The sequence below is a fragment of the Bifidobacterium oedipodis genome (assembly GCF_012932425.1).
Classification (GTDB): Bacteria; Actinomycetota; Actinomycetes; order Actinomycetales; family Bifidobacteriaceae; genus Bifidobacterium; species Bifidobacterium oedipodis.
The window spans coordinates 49,015-67,338 of sequence record NZ_JAAIII010000001.1 but is presented as its reverse complement, the minus strand read 5'-3'; the positions used below and the strand labels follow the sequence as shown (position 1 = coordinate 67,338).

13 protein-coding genes and 1 tRNA gene are annotated in these 18,324 nt (G+C 56.8%); 5 read left to right on the top strand and 9 right to left on the bottom strand.

The window, feature by feature from the left end:
- Positions 1–37 precede the first annotated feature (37 nt).
- The 5 genes from G1C95_RS00250 (at position 38) to G1C95_RS00230 (ending at position 8,605) form a co-directional block, all read left to right on the top strand.
- Entirely contained in the window at positions 38–757 is a 720-nt protein-coding gene (locus tag G1C95_RS00250) for a 3'-5' exonuclease (RefSeq protein WP_169170955.1), read from the top strand.
- A 256-nt stretch (positions 758–1,013) separates the two neighbouring features.
- The gene (locus G1C95_RS00245) at positions 1,014–4,514 is read left to right on the top strand and encodes a hypothetical protein (protein WP_169170954.1); all 3,501 of its coding nucleotides are present in this window, start codon (positions 1,014–1,016) and stop codon (positions 4,512–4,514) included.
- Positions 4,515–4,817: 303 nt separating this feature from the next.
- Complete coding sequence (locus G1C95_RS00240) at positions 4,818–5,741, top strand: ABC transporter permease (RefSeq protein ID WP_169170953.1); 924 nt, start codon at positions 4,818–4,820, stop codon at positions 5,739–5,741.
- A gap of 31 nt (positions 5,742–5,772) precedes the next feature.
- Entirely contained in the window at positions 5,773–6,789 is a 1,017-nt protein-coding gene (locus tag G1C95_RS00235; protein WP_240947350.1) for a carbohydrate ABC transporter permease, read from the top strand.
- A 133-nt stretch (positions 6,790–6,922) separates the two neighbouring features.
- Complete coding sequence (locus tag G1C95_RS00230) at positions 6,923–8,605, top strand: extracellular solute-binding protein (protein WP_169170952.1); 1,683 nt, start codon at positions 6,923–6,925, stop codon at positions 8,603–8,605.
- A 112-nt stretch (positions 8,606–8,717) separates the two neighbouring features.
- Here the strand turns inward: G1C95_RS00230 and G1C95_RS00225 are convergent, their stop codons facing one another.
- From G1C95_RS00225 to G1C95_RS00185, 9 genes are all read right to left on the bottom strand, one after another.
- The gene (locus tag G1C95_RS00225; protein ID WP_169170951.1) at positions 8,718–9,509 is read right to left on the bottom strand and encodes an isoprenyl transferase; all 792 of its coding nucleotides are present in this window, start codon (positions 9,507–9,509) and stop codon (positions 8,718–8,720) included.
- 92 nt (positions 9,510–9,601) lie between these two features.
- Positions 9,602–10,345, bottom strand: a complete 744-nt coding sequence (recO, locus tag G1C95_RS00220) for a DNA repair protein RecO (protein WP_169170950.1) — start codon at positions 10,343–10,345, stop codon at positions 9,602–9,604.
- 69 nt (positions 10,346–10,414) lie between these two features.
- Positions 10,415–12,304: an alpha/beta hydrolase family protein gene (locus tag G1C95_RS00215; protein WP_240947383.1), complete on the bottom strand. Its 1,890-nt coding sequence runs from the start codon at positions 12,302–12,304 to the stop codon at positions 10,415–10,417.
- 61 nt (positions 12,305–12,365) lie between these two features.
- Positions 12,366–13,577, bottom strand: coding sequence for a flavodoxin-dependent (E)-4-hydroxy-3-methylbut-2-enyl-diphosphate synthase (ispG, locus tag G1C95_RS00210; RefSeq protein ID WP_169171466.1), 1,212 nt, complete (start codon positions 13,575–13,577; stop codon positions 12,366–12,368).
- A gap of 156 nt (positions 13,578–13,733) precedes the next feature.
- Positions 13,734–14,921, bottom strand: coding sequence for a 1-deoxy-D-xylulose-5-phosphate reductoisomerase (gene dxr / locus G1C95_RS00205; protein ID WP_169170949.1), 1,188 nt, complete (start codon positions 14,919–14,921; stop codon positions 13,734–13,736).
- Positions 14,918–16,351, bottom strand: a complete 1,434-nt coding sequence (locus tag G1C95_RS00200; RefSeq protein ID WP_169170948.1) for a DivIVA domain-containing protein — start codon at positions 16,349–16,351, stop codon at positions 14,918–14,920. The genes dxr and G1C95_RS00200 overlap by 4 nt, the downstream gene beginning before the upstream one ends.
- A 170-nt stretch (positions 16,352–16,521) precedes the next feature.
- Positions 16,522–16,595: transfer RNA gene (locus G1C95_RS00195), tRNA-Val, on the bottom strand.
- An 84-nt stretch (positions 16,596–16,679) separates the two neighbouring features.
- Positions 16,680–17,096, bottom strand: coding sequence for a DUF3052 domain-containing protein (locus tag G1C95_RS00190; protein ID WP_335341380.1), 417 nt, complete (start codon positions 17,094–17,096; stop codon positions 16,680–16,682).
- Between the two features lie 72 nt (positions 17,097–17,168).
- On the bottom strand, positions 17,169–18,092 hold the full coding sequence (locus G1C95_RS00185; protein ID WP_240947349.1) for a YlbL family protein: 924 nt from the start codon (positions 18,090–18,092) through the stop codon (positions 17,169–17,171).
- Between the last annotated feature and the right edge of the window lie 232 nt (positions 18,093–18,324).

The window sequence follows — 18,324 nt, the reverse complement described above, 5'->3', positions numbered from 1 at the left end:
ACTGTTGCGAATATCGACCTGCCTATAAGGAGCCACCGTGAGCGTTTCCGGCATCAACGTGTTTGGACTTGCCGCCAACACCACCAGCGTCACCGCCGACACTGCCCTTACCAGCGATGATCCGGCCGGCTTCCCTCTCGATTATGTGGCCCTTGATTTGGAGACCACAGGTTTGAATCCCAGTAGTAGCGCGATTACCGAAATCGGTGCCGTGCGCGTGCGCGGCGGCCGTATCATCGACCGATTCCAACAGCTGATCAATCCGTTGCGCCCGATTCCCAGCCGCATCACCGCGCTCACTGGCATCACTAATGAGATGGTTGCCGGTCTTGATCCAATCGATGAAGTGTTCCCCCGTTTCCTGTCTTGGATTGCCGAGCCGGGCGCAGAAAACGAACGCACGGCCGGCGAGCCCATCGTGGGGCATAACGTCAGCTTCGACCTGCGATTCTTGAACTACAACGCGCAGCGCATCGCCGGCGTGGATTTTGCCTGTGTGGATTACGACACGATGCAGATCAGCCGCACGCTGTTCCCCGACTGCCGGCATCACAAGCTGGTCGATCTCATCCAACGCTTTGGCATTGCCGACACCGAAGAGCACCGCGCGCTGTCCGATGCCATCCAAACCCAGCAGTGCTTCGAATGGATGCGACAGTACACTTGCGACAACCGTGACCTCGGCACATTCGACTGGAGAATCAAGCCGGCCACAACCAGCCCCTGCATCATCAACCGGCAGCTGACGCTGCGCTAACGCAGCACCCAGTCACATCGTGTTCCAGTCGCGCCTAAAGCAAGAATCAACGCTTCGCCCAATATCACAAAATTGCTGAAGTGTTTTGCAGAACTGATACAAATCATCGATAACAGCTAATCCCCACAACAAGAAATCGCTTTCATGTTACTGTGCTCTTTCGTAGGACGACACAAACGTCCAGATGTCGCAGCAACACCATACCAGCAAGTCTGCGATCGCACACACAACAATGCAAGAGATATTGGGGAATTCAATGATGAATACAGTAAATCTGCTGCAACAGTGGATTGTGGATTATGAAGACGGTAAGGCATCGATGTGCTTTCCCTCCTCAGCAACAGGAAATCTGTTCCAGCCCAAAGGATTCCTGTCCGTCTCCGACAAAGCATTCGACGCTTCGACTTACGCCGGCTTACGTCTGACATTCACCACGGCAACAGCCAACACCACCATCACCGTTGCAGTATCCACGTTGGACGAACACTCCGGCCAAGTTCGCACGGCTCATGCTTCGTTCACCATAGCCTCTTCCAGCCAGCATGCCATCAATCTCGCTTGGGGCGACTTTGACGTTCCGACATCGAACCGCGCCTACTGGCGGTTCGTAACTCAGGTAAGCGTGCACTGGAATGGAGCCGCACAACTGACGGATGCCGAATTATGCCCAGCGTTTGGCCTGGCAGCCACTTGTGACGTTCGCGGCCGCAGCATACAAATCGGCGACACCGCCGAATATGACATCACCGTATCGAATTGTCTGGGGAAAGCAGCTTGCGTGCGCGCCTGCCAAACGTATTACGGATGGGAGTCGATGAATGCGCAGATCAAGCCACAAACATTCTGCTTGCAGCCGGGAGAACGGACTGTGGTTCATGTAACGGTACCCATGCATGATCGTATCGTTCCCGGTGGCCGCGAGCGCACAACCATTCGCTTTGTAGCCGACGGTGATTCGGATACCGCCGTGCAAATCGAATTGTTCACCATGCGCACGATGCCCCACCCTTATATCGTTCACACCGCTGAAGGCTGGAGTGACGTCGCGTCACGCATCGCCGCATATCCGAAATTCCATGCCGAAGTCGCCGACTGGCACCAACTGGCCGACGACTGGACACCCAAGCCAACAGCCGAAGGCGAGGCATACTGTTACCCCACGCAAGTTGAAAACAATCTTATGGCTTGCGCCTACCTGTATGCCGTCACCGCAGACAACAGTTACGCAGACAAAATCGCACAATTCCTCCTGTTCTTCGCAGATGAGAAACGCGGCTATCCGGCTCGTCTACGCGGATGCCACCAGAGTTTCGTGCAGGAGGGCCATTTCTTTCAGCATCTGGCAATCGCTTACGATGTCGTGCTGTCAGCCGGAATCCTCGATGACAGCCAACAGTCACGCATCAATCATTGCCTGCGATTGTATATCGGCATGGTTGATGACTGTATCGCAAGTGGCGGCATCTCCAATTGGGTGGTTTCCGAGCTGACGAGTGCTCTGTTCGCAGCTCTGGTATTACAAGACTGGTCCATGGTGGATCGTTTCGTTTACGGCACATGCGGAACTATCGAACAATTTCGCTACGGCACGCTGAACGACGGGTGGTGGCATGAGTGTTCGATCGGATACAACACCTGGGTCTCCTCCGAGTTCCTGATGACCGCTCAAGCCCTGCTGCCATTCGGTGAGGATCTCGCCCATCGGAAGTTTGCGCTGCCGCACAATATGAGCGTAAGCGCCTCATACGCTTGTGAAGCGGACTCAGTGGGCACACCCGCCACATGGGTGTGCCTGAAGTGGGGAGGCAATGTGCATGAGACCATTGGATTCAAAGCTCTGTTCGACGCGCCTCTGAAATTCATCGACTGGCGCGGTGTGATGTTTGGCGTCAACGATTCGGATGAAAAGAAAATTGACACCACACATTGGAATCCCACATATGACCTTGCCTATCGTTTTTACGGCGACCCCGAATACATCCCAGTGATGGAACGATTCGATAATCCGGATCCCGTATTCGGCATTCCCGAGCTGCCTTCATATGCCGAAGCACTTCACGCGCGTGCAATCATCGACGGGCGCACGCCCGAATCCTCCCCCGCCCGCTTGTCTGGCCGCAACGCATATTCGGACAATATCGGTTTGGCAATGCTGCGCAGCCAAACTCCCGGGCGCGAGCAACGCGAACAGATTCAAGCCACATTGCACTACGGCTCGCACGGCGGCGCGCATGGCCATTTCGACATCACCGATTTGCTCAGCATCATGCGCTACGGACGTAGCCTGTTCAATCCGGAAGCCAACTGGTGGGGATATGACAAATTCATGTACAAATGGCATGTGCAGGCCTCACTGACCAAGAATATGGTCAACGTGGATGACAAAATGCAGCTGCCCGCAGATTCCCGTCGCACACTGTTCTACTCAGGAAAGGCTCTGCAAGCCGCTGCCATCGATACCGCCTGCGAATGGGCTTACGCCCCCTACCTCGGTATGGACTACGGGGATTGCGGCGGCATTCAAGAGCGACTGGCAAAGAACCACATGTCATTCCCCGTTCAGTCTTCCCTCGCATACGCACAAATCTCCGGCACAACCGAACCCATTCGGCAACAACGCGTTATGGCCGTAACCGACGACTATATCGTGGTGTTCGATGCAGTGAGCGGTGATATGCCACACCAATACGAAACCACATGGCAGTTGAAAGGCCTTCGTGGAATAACCCCATTGAGGGAAGGCAAACTAATCGACACCGGGCACACCGCCCAATACACCGATAACCCCGCTTCCGACGGGCAGGTAATCACTGATTGTCAGTGGTATCAGGCTGAGGGCACAACCCGTGCAAGCTTCGAGAATACCTTCGATCCCAACTGGCTGGCATCAGAAAAAACCTGTATTCGCAGCTCATACAACGAGCCTGGAGTGCTGCATACCGACGTATATACGGCATGGCCTCTGCACAATGTGCAGGTCACAGGACAAACCGCCTCGTATTACGGGTGGGCTGCTGACAACTCCGGCTACAACATTCCGTTACGCTGGCAGGTCGATGTTGACGGCGAGACACAAGCGCACGGCGCGTTCGATGGATGGATTTTGGGACGAGACAACATCCATATTGATCTGACCGGAGCGAGCAGCATCACGCTGCGTTGCACCCAAGGCGATGTAACCGCGGAAAACGGAGCACCCGTACGCACGCCCGATAGCATTTTCTGGGGAAAGGCCGAACTAGTCACAGCCGACGGCCAACATCTTGCGCTCGCCGATATCGCCCATACCGCCACAAATATCGCGCCCGGCTATGGGCCAGGTAAAGACTACAAGGGCGGGCGCGTAACGATTCAGGGTGAGGAATTCCCGAACGCCATCCCCGCCAGCCCCATCGATCACGACAAGGAGGGCATACTGACCTGGCAGATTGATGGATTGAATGCGGTATCGCTGGAAGCCTGCATAGGCGTGGACGCCATTCCCGGTGACGAAAGCCAGAACCGAATGTTCTATGCGGTGCGCGCAACAAAGCCAACGCCGTCAGCTCGTTTCATTACCGTCATCGAACCTTATGAAGCCACACGTTGTATTAGGAACGTGCAGGCGTCCAGTGCGCAGGAAGTGACAGTGACACTTGCCGGCGGACGCAGCCAGACGATTTCGCTGGTCGACGATGAGGAGAAACCTGCTGTTTGCCTCATAGAACGATCTGCTGATGGCACGGTCTTGCGTAAGGAAACCTCACTGAATCAATAAACTACTATCCGCGTTATGCCACGGCACCGCATCAGGGCATGGTATTGGGGGTTCTCGCTTGAGTTTTCAAGCGAGAACCCCCAATACCATGTTCTCCCCTCCGCTTACCACAGACAGCAATAAATCACAATATCGCGATTGTTTTTCTTAATCCAGAAACCGGTTTCACACTATGATGAGTTATAAAGACAAAGCACAGAACAGTGGAAGTTCTCGCCTTTGCCCTGTAACCGAAGAAGATATTCGTTGTCGATTGTTGTGCTTCTTCGATTGATAAGTGTTGTCACTGTTTGAGGGGTTCATATGAAGAAACAATTGCCAGCGTTTTTGGCGCATCGGTGGAGGCTGGTTTACCTGGTTCTGCCATTCGTGCTATTCGTTTTCGTATTCCACTATCTGCCTATTCTGGGCTGGTATTTCGCCTTTGTGGATTTCCAGCCCGGCGTCGCGCCATGGCAAATGCCATTTGCGGGATTGAAATGGTTCACTTCCATCATTTCCTCGCCCGAGCAAATCAACACCATCATTCGCGTGATGAAGAACACGCTGGGATTGAGTTTCCTCGGATTGCTGACCAGCGTTTTCCCGCTGATTTTCGCCGTATTGCTCTATGAGCTTAGAAGCAATAAACTGCGCCGCCTGGTACAGACGCTCTCCACCGCACCGCATTTCGTCTCTTGGGTGCTTGTCTACTCGCTGGTATTCGCATTCATCTCCGTAGACAACGGAGTTGTCAACAACCTGCTTATGCAGTGGGGCGTTATCGACACTCCTATCAACTTCCTGCTTGACTCCAACCATATGTGGCTGAAGATGACCGTACTTGGCGTATGGAAGTCACTGGGATGGAGCGCCATCATGTATCTAGCGGCCATCAACGGCATCGATCAGGAACTATACGAAGCCGCCTCCATCGATGGCGCCTCACGGTTCCAGCGAGCCATCCACGTCACCATACCGGGTCTTATGCCCACGTTCTTTGTGCTTATTTTGATGAATATCGCCAATATCATCAACACCGGTATGGATCAGTACTTCGTGTTCTCCAATGCCATGAATAAGGATGCCATCGAAGTGCTCGATCTGTACGTGTACAACATTGGTATTTCCGACGGCAATTTCTCATTCGCCACTGTGATATCCATCCTGAAAACCGTGGTCTCGCTGATTCTTTTGTTCACCGTGAACAAGGCATCGAGAATCGTCCGCGGCGAATCAATCTTCTAACTCACTGCGCATAAGGAAAGGAGCAACGATTATGACTTCCATGACAACGACACGTCATATCCACGATAATGACATCGCACTTAATCGGGCTGCCAAGCCCCAAGGCGCAAAGAAAGGATTCTTGCGGCATAAGCAGGTGAATCGCAACCCGATGGATCAAATGTCATTGGGCGAGAAGGTGTTCAATGTTTGCAATACGATATTCATGCTCTTCTTTGCATTCATCACGTTCTATCCCTTCTACTACATTCTCATCAATTCAATTTCGGACAATCAGGTAGCTTCGAAGGAAAGCATCCTATTCCTGCCTAAAGGCATACATTTCCAGAACTATATTGATGTGCTGCAATTGCCCGGCATTTTCAGCGCCGCAATGGTATCCCTTGCCCGAACCATACTCGGAACAGCGCTGACGGTATTTTGCTGCGCTTTTCTTGGCTTCATGATGACTCAGCAGAAAATGGCGCATCGGAAGTTCATCTACAGGTTTTTCGTGGCAACCATGTATGTGAACGCCGGAATTATCCCCGGCTATATTCTGTACAACTATCTGGGACTGCTGGATAACTTCTTGGTCTACATTTTGCCGGGAGCTGTTTCGGCGTTCAATATCGTGCTGGTCAAAACATATATCGAATCCTCGATTCCTGCGTCATTGCAGGAGGCCGCAGAAATCGACGGTGCCGGCACGTTAACGGTATTCTTCAAAATTGCCTTGCCCCTGATGGGACCGATTCTGGCGACATTGGCCATTTTCACTGCCGTTGGCCAATGGAATAGCTTCATGGATACGGTAATCTACGTGTCCAGCGAAAAGCTACAGACCCTGCAATATGTGCTGTACCGCTATCTGAGCCAGGCGGAGGCCATGGCAAACATCATGTCCGACGGCGGCAACGTTGACGAACAATCGTTGGCCACAGCCGTCACCCCGCAGTCAGTCAAACTCACCATCACCATGGTTACCGTGCTGCCTATTTTCATCTTCTACCCATTTATGCAGAAGTACTTCACCAAGGGCATCACTATCGGCGCGGTCAAGGGCTGATCACAACCACAAGCACTCACCGCCAAACATATCAAGAACTTTCCTTGCCGATTGAAGCAAATGTTTCATCGGCAAGGAGGGAATAAATAGCCGATCGCATGGAAGCATCGGCAACATAGAAAGGAACATTGGGATGAAGATCAATACGATCGTTACCCGAACCGTAGCGGTAACAGGAGCGATGGCGATGCTGCTGTCAACCGCGGCATGTGGATGGGGCTCCCCCAGCTCATCCTCATCGTCGGACGCACTCACCATTTTCACCACAAGCGCCACCTATGAAGGCAAATTGGATGGATGGACAGGCAAGCTGGTCAAGGATAAGACCGGCTTGAGCATTGATGTTGTCCCCAGCGTGGTCGGCGGTACCGACCGTTTCCAGACCCGACTGACCACCGGCAACCTCGGCGACATCATCATTCTGAAAAGCAGGGATGCGCTGGAGGATGCCATCAAAGCCGGTGCCGTTGAAGACCTCAGTGGCGTCTCCAGCAAGCTTGACAACGCCTTCCGCTTTACCGACGCCATCGACCGCGTCAAACAAATCGACGACGGCAAAGTCTATGGTCTGCCAATGGGCGTGACGAATGAGCATAAGGCCACCGGCGTTGATCCCAAGACTGTGCCGTCCATGCGTTACGACTATTACAAGGAGCTCGGATCCCCCGAAATCCATGATTTCTGGGATTACAAGGATGTCGCCAAAGATATGGTGGCCGCACACCCGAAAACAGAAGAAGGAAACAACTTCTACGGACTGTCGTTGTTCTCCGAATGGGATAAGACCAACATTTCCCAGATCGCCGGCATCGGCACGTTGATGGGTTTGGCTTCCGGCGACGGCATCAACAACTACAGCTTCATCGCCATCGATCCTCTGAACAAGAAAACCGTGCGACTGCTTGATGAAGACAGCTACTATATGCAAGGTCTTCAATGGGCCAACGACTTCTATCGCGAAGGACTGCTGGATCCCGATTCCGCCACACAGACATGGGAATCCTATCTGAAGAAAGCACAGAATGGCCAATCGGCAATCTGGCTGCTGGGATACATGGGCAACTACAACTTCAATCCGACGCATACGGATATGACCGCACAGAAGAAGGGCTATGAGCGTATTCCATTCGAAACCCTCAACTATGCGGAAAGCACGTCCACGTTCGGTTCCGGCTGGTATTACTGCGTTTCCTCCAAGTCCAAGAACAAAGAAGGCGCCTATAAATTCCTGAACTGGATTTATTCCGACGAAGGAGCTTGGGAATTGACCAATGGCCCCGAAGGCATGCTGTGGAAGATGAATGATCAGAAGCAGCCCGTGCTGACGGAGCTTGGCAAAAAGGATTACGAGCAGGCAGTGCCTGAAGAATACGGCGGCGGCAAGATCGGCGACAATTATGCCAAGCGAGTGAACGGCCCGACTCTCTCCGGTGTCATCGAACAATACGGCTATCCGGCAGGCACCAACGAGTGGCCCGAATCCATGAAGGAAAATCAAACCGAGCTTGACAAGGAGTGGAGCGACGATCATGAAGGCGCGCTCAACATGAAGGAGTACATGCTGAGCAATGATCAGGTACACACTTACGAGGTCAAGAATGTGCCAGCTGTCACTTGGTCCGACACCGATTCCGTTGTGGCCTCCCAGGTGGGTGATGTAATCAAGCAATACTCTTGGAAGATGGTATATGCCAAGGATGATGCCGAATTCAACAGCCTGAAGGAAGAGATGATCTCCAAGGCAAAGAATCTGGGTCTTGACAAGCTGGTTGCCACTGAAGAAAAGACCGCACAAGCCTTCTTTGATGCGCAGTGATTGCAGAAACAGCGATCATATAGGCAAAGCAGCATGATAATGGGCGCATGGCTTATCGTAAGCCATGCGCCCATTGCATATGGTCGGTCACTTTTGGATATGTTGGCGCCGTCTACTTCTTGACGCCGCCGAAGCGACGGTCGCGGTGGATGTAGTGGTCGATGGAGCGCCAGAGCACCTCGCGGCCGCAGTCGGGGAAGAGTTCGGGCACGAAATCCAGTTCGGCGTAGGCGGCCTCCCACGGCAGGAAGTTCGAGGTGCGTTGCTCGCCTGAGGTACGAATCACCAGATCGCAGTCGGGAATGTCCGGATTGTAAAGGTGGTCGGCGATCATTTTCTCGGTTACGCGATCGCCGCTGATTTTGCCATCGCGCACCTCGCGTGCGATGGCGGCGCAGGCGTCGGCAAGTTCCGCGCGTCCGCCATAGTTGATGCAGAACACCACATCAATCACCTTATTGTGCTTGGTGCGCTCCATTGCCACTTCAAGTTCATCGATAACCGACTTCCATAGCTTCGGGCGGCGGCCCGACCAGCGCACGCGCACACCCCATTCATCCATCTGCGCCACGCGGCGGTGGATGATCTCGCGCGAGAAGCCCATCAGGAAACGCACTTCCTGCGGGCTGCGCTTCCAGTTTTCGGTGGAGAACGTGTACAGCGACAGGTAGCGCACTCCAGCTTCGATAGCACCGGCGATGGTGTCGAACACCACGGGTTCGGCGGCCTGATGGCCGTTGGTGCGAATCATGCCGCGTTCCTTGGCCCAACGCCCGTTGCCGTCCATGATTACGCCTACATGGCGCGGCACCTTGTCTTTGGGAAAATCGGGAATACGCGACGGATCGGAAAACGGCGCCGCGGGAATGGACAGTGACGTGTAGTCGACGTTCTCAAAAGCCATACCTCACAATCTACCAACCGCCCGTAACCTTGGTAGCCGACAGGCGCAACGCAAAGCATCAGGCACCAGCATCCTGAATGATGCGCACAGACTTATGCACGTACAGCCGAACCATCATGCACAGCAGACAGACGCAGAGACCGCAGGGGGCGTTCCAAGTAGTATTCGGCCCAGTCTTCGACTATCTCCCCGGCGGAACGCTCCAGAGGTGCGGAATCCAGCACAGACCAATCGCCATCGACCAATGCAGCAAATTGACGCAATGCCAAGGGCGCGATGCGACGGGCGTCGCGCGTGTGATCAGCCTCGCACATCACGCCACCTGCGGCAATGGACAGATACGCGGTTTCGGCGCGTCCGCACACCACGCAGGCGCGCAGTCGCGGCGACCAGCCGGCGATCGCCAGCGCGCGCATCACATAGGAGTCGGCGATAGCGTGCGGATCGTGGGCATGCTTGGCCAGAGCATTCAATGCCCCGATCAGCAACCTGTACTGCTCCCCCACCGGTTCATGCTCGCTGGAGGCGAGTTTGTCAATGGTTTCCACGATGACGTTGGCGGCCTCATACGCCGCATAGTCGGCGGCGATGGGCGCGCCATAGGCCGCTATCGATTCGGCCTGTGAGACCACGTCCAGCGAACGACCTTCGGCGATCAGCACGTCAACGCGCATGAACGGTTCCAGTCGCGCGCCGAACCGTGATTTCAACCGTCGCACGCCTTTGGCGACGGCGCGAATTTTGCCATGGGTAGCCGTCAGCAGGGTGATGATGCGATCGGCTTCACCCAACTTGGCGGTTCTGAGCACCACGGCTTCGTCGCGGTAGAGCGGCATCACGCCTCCTTGTCAACGGATATTGGGTCAGTGGGTAACGAATCAGCGAATCAATCGGTAGATGACCAATCAGTAAATGAACAGTCCCCAGAATGCGAAGAACAACATCACATACAGCATAGTGACCGCGACCACCCAAAACAGCACGCGACCGAGCCTCGTGGAGGCCAGCACCGGTTCGGCACCGGTGACGATGCCACGCACCGAGCCTTTGCGTGGCGGCCACTGCAGGATGCCGCGCTGGCTGGCGACTTCGATCAGTCGCATGAACACGCGCGACCACGCCCATACCACCATCAGCGTAACCGCTTGGATCACCGGCCAACTCCAATACATCACACCTGGTGTTTCACTGGGCGCGTCTCCCCAAGCCAATCGCACCACGCCCATAATTACCTGTCCCAAACCGGCGGCGAAAATGGCCAGTGTGGCCATGGTGGTGACGGTAAGCGTCAGCAGTGCGCTGCCGAACCCGTGCGCGAAGCCAAGCACCACCGGTTTCGCTGGCACAGGCATCTTGCTGCGGGCTGCGGCATGTGCCTGGCGACGCCATCGTGCACGCACCATAATCGTTCGTATCAATGCCGTCACCGACACGGCCAATGAGGCCAGCATCAGCACCAGCATTGAGACGTGCAGAATCACACCGTATATGGTGAGTGCACGCCTGGGTTTGAGATTCGTGGGCAGCGCGACCGATTGGTAAAGATCCGCGCCAGCAACCCGCTCGCTGGTTTGCGCTAAACCGCGCGTTGTACCAACCGCCCAATCGATGAGATCATTCGTGTAGGCGTCGGCGAAAGGGGTGCCGGATTCGGATTCGTCACCGAGTTTCAACACATGGTTGGCGACCGGATAGCTGCGGATGGTCACGTCCCAATTGTCGCCTTGGTGGGCTTCGAACAGCATGCGGCGTGCACCCTCCACCTGTGCGGTCATCACATCCTTTGATCCGTAGGCGATATAGGTGGGAATTGCGAACGCCTCGGGGTTCAGCGTTTGGATATCCAGGTTGGTTAGCGAGAACAATGAGGCGTCAACGCTGAACACTCGTTGCACGATGGATTGGTAGCCGTCGTTCGCGCCGACCAGTGCGAAATCCTGGGTTACGAAGAAGCCAAGCGCCTGGCGCGGGGTGAATACCATTGGGCTGAGCAGGATTTGGAAGGCGATGTTTTTGTCTTGCTGCAGCAGATATGAGGAGATCCACGTGGATTCGGAGGTGGCATAAATGCCGATGTTGTCGGCATCCACGTTGCTTTGGCTGCGCAGGATTCTCACGGCTTGTTCGTAGGCTGTGGCGGAGGCTGGGTAGTCACGGTTGATGTCGGTGGTGTCCCACACCGGTTTGTCGATTACCGCGGTGACAAATCCCGCTGAGGCAAGCTCCGTAGCAACGTCGCCGAACGAATCGTAGGCGGTGCCGAATCCTGCGCCATGCATGAATAATACGCCGGGAAACCTGCCGTTTATGCTCTGATCGGCATCGCAGGTGGCGCTTGCAATATCACCACTCTCCTCATCTACCGCAGTCTGCCCGTCTCTCGAACCATCATCAGCATCGGAATCATCAGCGTTAGCGGTGGTTCCAGTCGAACCGGACGTATCCGCCAGTCGCACAGGCTGGCGAATCAGCATGGTGATGGTTTGCATGGCATCGTCTCCGGAGCCCTCGACCTGCCAGGTGGTATCTTCCGCCTCGTTCACATCGCTATTCGTCGGCTGGCCGACCAACGATCCGTCGCGCGCCAGACGGAACGTCATCGCGCGTTCGCAGGTTTCATACGTGCCTTTGCCCGGCAAGCTGGCACCGGCGGGATTAGCGAAGGTAACGTCCGTATCCGCACTCAGCGTGGCCATGGACATTCCGGTGGGTTCGATATTCCACGGCACAGTAATGGCGTTGGAAACGAACACAAGTATGCCGACCAGAATGATGAAAATAGGCAGGCTAACCATCAGCCGGCGCATTCCGGTCCACGGCTTGGACTGCTGATCGGGTAAAGACACGTACGGTATTCTAGCGTGCGCTATGGTTCGGGTGCTGAATCGGCACGACAACCGGCCCGGTGGCACCCGCGGGCACCTGCCCGTCGGCTTCCATCTGCGCGGCCATCTCCTGACTCATCGTCAGCAGTGTGTCAACGATCTGATCCTCAGGCACTGTTTTCACAACTTTGCCTTTGATGAAGATCTGCCCCTTGCCATTGCCGGAGGCCACACCCAGATCGGCTTCGCGCGCTTCACCTGGCCCGTTGACGATGCAGCCCATTACGGCCACGCGAATCGGGGCGGTAACGTCCTTCAAACCTTCGGTTACAGCACTGGCCAGCTGGATCACGTCCACTTGGGCACGCCCGCAGCTTGGGCAGGAGATGATGTCGAATTTGCGCGGGCGAAGACCCATGTATTCGAGCAGTTTGCAGCCGACCTTCACCTCTTCGACCGGCGGCGCGGAAAGAGATACACGAATCGTGTCGCCGATGCCTTCGGCCAGCAGGGCGCCGAACGCAAGACAGGATTTGATGGTGCCCTGCCAGGCGGGTCCGGCTTCGGTAACGCCCAAGTGCAGCGGCCAATCGCCTTTGGAGGCGAGCAGACGGTAGGTTTCGACCATGGTGATTACGTCATGGTGCTTGACGGAGATCTTGAAATCATGGAAGCCCACATCCTCGAACATGTGAGCTTCCTTCAGCGCGGAAGCGACCAGCGCTTCAGGGGTCGGGCCACCGTACTTGGCGTACAGTTCTTTGTCGAGGGAGCCGGCGTTGACGCCGATACGCAGGGAGATGCCCGCATCGGTGGCGGCCTTGCAGATGGAGGGGCCCACCTCGTCGAACTTGCGAATATTGCCGGGGTTCACGCGCACGGCCGCGCAGCCGGCGTCGATGGCCTGAAACACGTACTTGCTTTGGAAGTGAATGTCGGCGATAACTGGAATCGGCGATTTGCGGCAGATTTCCGGCAGTGCGTCGGCATCGTCCTGACTGGGCACGGCCACACGCACGATATCGCAGCCTGCGGCGGTCAGCTCGGCGATCTGCTGCAGGGTGGCGGGCACGTTCGCGGTCAGCGTGTTCGTCATGGATTGCACCGAAATCGGCGCTCCCCCACCCACCGGCACAGGGCCGACCATGATGCGCCGAGAGGCGCGACGCGGATGGAGCGGCGATTCGCTGGTCAGTTCAGCGGGGTCACCGGTTTTGCGGAATGGCTTGTCGATGGTCGGCATGGTGCTTTCGATGGTTTCAGGCATGGGTTCCAAACTCGTGGGGTTGCATGGTTCGTCTCGCGTTTGCGCCGTCGTTCGCCGCTGTGCAACACTGTCTGCGCGGCGGCGAACGACGGCACGGCTTGCTCCCCAATCGGGAGCCGCCGTGGCGCATCACTACTGTCGGTTTATCAGATCGTCGGCCAGACGGCGGGCTTCCAGCTCGATCTGGCTCATTTCCTCCACGCTGGCGAACAGCGGGTTGCCGCGCATCTCAGCGTCCATGTGATCAAGCACGCGCTGCACCGTGTCCACAATGCCCAGATAAGGCAGTCGATGCTCGAGGAAGGCATGCACGGCCTGTTCGTTGGCGGCGTTCAGCACAGCCGTATGCTTTTCGGAAGCCGCAAGGCAATGCCGCGCCAGCGACACGGCGGGGAATGCCTCATCATCCAGCGGTTCGAAGGTCCAGGTGGCGGCTTTGGTCCAGTCGCAGGCAGCGGCCACATGATCCATGCGGTCGGGCGCCGACAAGCCCAAAGCAATGGGCAAACGCATGTCAGGCGGCGAAGCTTGGGCGATGGTGGCACCATCCTGGAATTCCACCATCGAATGCACGATGGACTGTGGATGCACGGTCACTTCGATGCGGTCGGGCGGCACGTCAAACAAACGCGAAGCCTCGATCACCTCCAAGCCCTTGTTCATCAGCGTAGAGGAGTTGATGGTGACCACAGGCCCCATATGCCATGTGGGGTGATTCAAGGCCTGCTCGGGGGTGATGTCAGTCATTTCAGCACGTGTGCGCCCCCGGAACGGGCCACCCGAGGCGGTGACCACGAGTTTGGCCACTTCACCATGCGTGCCGCTTCGCAGCGACTGCCAGATCGCGGAATGTTCGGAGTCCACGGGGTTGATCTGCTGTTGGCGCACTCTGGCGTCGAACAGCAAATGCCCGCCGGCCACCACGGATTCCTTATTGGCCAGGGCAAGCTGTGAGCCGGCTTGCAGCGCCGCGATTGAGGGCTCCAGTCCGATGGAGCCGGTGATGCCGTTGAGCACCACACCGGCACCGGAGCCGGCGAGTGAAATCACCGCATCCGCGCCGCCGGTGACGCGCGTATGGTGAGCGCCCGCCTGTTCGAGCGCGGCCTTGAGCTGAGGCACTTTGGTAGCGTCGAATACTGCTACTTCGGGCACATGGAATTGCGCGGCCTGCTGGGCCAGCAAGTCGATATGGGCACCGCCTGCCGCCAGTCCCGTAACGGTGAACCGATCACGATGGCGGGCGATAACATCCAAGCCCTGAGTGCCAATGGATCCGGTGGATCCGAGTATGACGACGGTGGAATTGGCTTGGTTCACTGTTCCTTCTTTGGTTCGGTTATGAAGGGCTTGACATCATCACCAGTATCGTCAAGCGTTGGGAAATGCAGATCCGGAATGTCCAAACTGGGCAAATCAAGATCAGGCATCATGGGGGTAAAGGATGACGTATCGACCACGGGGGTTTCCTGTGTGGATTCGGCCATCTGTGCCAAGGCGGCCAATGAGGCATTATCCTGCGCCATCATATCTACTTGAGGTGCCGGCACAGCCTGTCGTGTCGTTTCTTGGGCAGTATCGACGTGAGCAGTGGCAGAAGTCTCAGCGGTGGACTCACCATGCGTGCTGGTGGGGAATGATGGCGGCATAGCATTCGCCCGTCCCGTTTCAGCCGTAGCGGCACCGGTGGCCGCCGCAGCACTTGGGCTTGCCAAGGGGCGCAAAATCTCGGTTCGCTCCTGGCTGGAAATATTCTTGGCGGAGTCATCATCGCCGGTGGTTGCCGTCTGAGAGGAAAGAACAGCCGGTTTCGGCGCGGCAGGTGGCGCAGGCGCAACGGGCGGCACCGGGGCGACCAATGCTGCCAACGGCGTTTGCGTGGCAGCAGCGACGGGGGTATAGGAGATCGGATTGGAGGGCTGTGCGGCAGCCGAAGCCGCGAACAGGCTCTGTTCGGCCTGATGCAGCGCGTCGAAGGATTCGGCGGCAACGTCATCTCCAGCTGCGGACACCCCGGCCTGATACTGTCGGGCACCATCAGCGAACAACGGGGAAACACCGCCGTTCGCCGCCGCGGTACCAGTATGCGATAAGGAATCAGCGTGGGCGCCATCCGCATCGCCGGATACATAATCGGCCACACGTGCATAGGATTCCAAACGGCTCAGCAATTGCACGCAGGAGTTCAGGAAGTAGTCGACCTGACGCTCGTCATAGCCTTTTTTGCCTTTACGCTGGGTGAACACCACATTGTTCACCGAGGCTGCGGTCAGATCCGCCAATGCGCGCGCATCCTCCGAGCCTGCACCGTCAAGGCCCAGCGAGGCGGCGGCTTTGTTCACGATTTGATCGGCAAGACGATCAACCTGCTTGCGATCGTACGAAGGCTGCTTGCCTGTGCCGGGCCTGAATCGTTCACGCTCGGCCCTTGCCACATGATCGGCGATCTGACGGTACAGCTTGTCGGTCTGAGCCTTCCAGGTCACACGCCCATGCTGGGAAATCTCCCATTCGGTTTGCTTGTCGACCACGGCACGTTCGAGACGCCCCAACGCAGCATCAACCTGAGCGATCACATAACCGTTCTTAACCACGTCGAAGGAGACGTCCTGAATGTCATGCTGGCTGAGGGTCGGTCCTTCGCTTTCATACAGGGCATGGGCATGTTCGAGGAATTCGTCTACCTGGGCAGGGTCGTACCCGTACTTACGCTTGCCCGCACGTGCGATGCCGGGAAGTTCTTGCGCCATCGGCTTGTTAACCTCCTGCTGGATGAAATAGTCTGCCTTAACAATACGTGATATTTGCGACGCAGGTGGACTGTATCGCCCGATCATTGGAGACACAATGCGTGTCGTAACAGGTAACGGGCCTTGGCGAAACAACGAAATGATGCCGTGCGACGCGCACAGGCAGAGGGTGGTTCCGTCCGGACTCGAACCGGAGACACCCGCCGTGTAAAGGCGGTGCTCTAACCAACTGAGCTACGGAACCGTTGGGCAGGTCATGCGCACAGCATGTGATTGTGGCAGACCCGCCAGACAGAATCGTGCGAATCGTGTGGAGTCCGCGTGGCTGTCAGCGTCCTTTGCCGAACGCGCGCAGGCGGATGCCGTTCCAGTCCGGGCTTACGGTGAGCGGAGTGGCGGCGTTCATACCGGCGGTTTTTGCGGCGGACTGCACGGTGGAGGAGCTTGCGGCACCCGTGCGGCCTGGCTTAGGGGTGAGCACCCACAGCGGGCCATCGTCGCCGAGCACGGCGTAGGCATCGACGATGGTATCGGACAATTCGTCCTCGTCATCGCCGTCGCGCCACCAGACGATTACGCCATCAACGGCGGAATCATAGTCTTCGTCCACGAGTTCCTCACCCGTGAGCTCCTCGATCTTGGCGCGGATTGAGTCATCCACGTCATCATCCCAGAGCCATTCCTGGACGATGTCGCCGGGCTCAAATCCGAATTCTTCAGCGTTCTGTGATGCCGTTTGATTCACAGGGGACACAATAGCAAGCCGTAGCGAACAAATATGTTAACGTGCCCGGAATATGACGCGGAATTTGCTGGCTTACGCCTCGCAGTGTGGCAACGTGTCGCCCTGTCCTTTGCCGATGGCCACCAGCGCCTGATACGCCTCGTCCAGCGTGGCGACTTTGACGTCGCGCAAACCTTCGGGCACGTGTCCCACCACTTCATCGCAGTTGGATTCGGGTGCCAGGAACCATGTGGCACCGTCACGCTTGGCGCCCAGCATTTTGAGGCGTATGCCGCCGATGGCACCGACCTTGCCCTTGGCATCGATGGTGCCAGTGCCGGCAATAACGTTGCCGCCGCTTTCTTCGGCGGGGGTGAGCTTGTCGATCAGCCCCAGCGTGTACATCATGCCGGCCGAAGGTCCACCGATTTCATCGACGTGCATCTCGACTTTTGCGTTATCGAGTGTGGCGGCGTCGATGCCGAGTTCGTCGGCGTGTTGCTTGGCGTAGGCCAGGCCGACTTCGCTGGCCGACTGTTGGGAGCCGGACATGTCGTTGTCGACCTCCTGCTGGTATTCGTCTGCGGTTTGCCCAACTGGCACCACCGCTTCGCGCGGCGTGACCTCAACCTGTGGGTTCGCCCACCCCCAGACGGCCTGCGCGTTGGTGATTGTGTAGCCTGGCACGCCCGAAGCGCTGACCGTGACCAGCAGCAGTTTGCCGGAATCCTTATGGATGGTCACCCCGTCGCCTGATATGGCGATGACTTCCCCCTCGCTCACCTTGCCGAGTACGTCCTGCGTGGGGCCGGGCATTTCGATGACATAGGGGCTGGGCAGCAGCAGGATCACCGCCCCCAGCAACACGGCGAAGAAACCGGCCAGATACCTTACGGATCGGGTGGCGAAGTAGTGTGTGACGCGAGTTTTCAAACGACGCACGCGGCCGGTGCGCTGCGGCTGCGCTTCGGGCTGTGCATTGATCGGCTGCGCGTCAGTATTCATATCAAGATTCATATCAAGCGAATCGTTGTCTGGCTTATTGGCAGGCTCAACGGCCGGTTGCCTCGTATCAGGTTGCATCGTGTGGTGTGGGCGCATAATCACCAGTGTATGCGCGGGGCGACGCATGCGCAGAACACGCGCAATTCCTTGGCTTCGAGCGAACGGGCGCACCCACAACCTACACTTGGGAATGTGTACACCCGCGGCACGCCGGCTCAAACCCTGTGCGCCGTGGGATAACAAT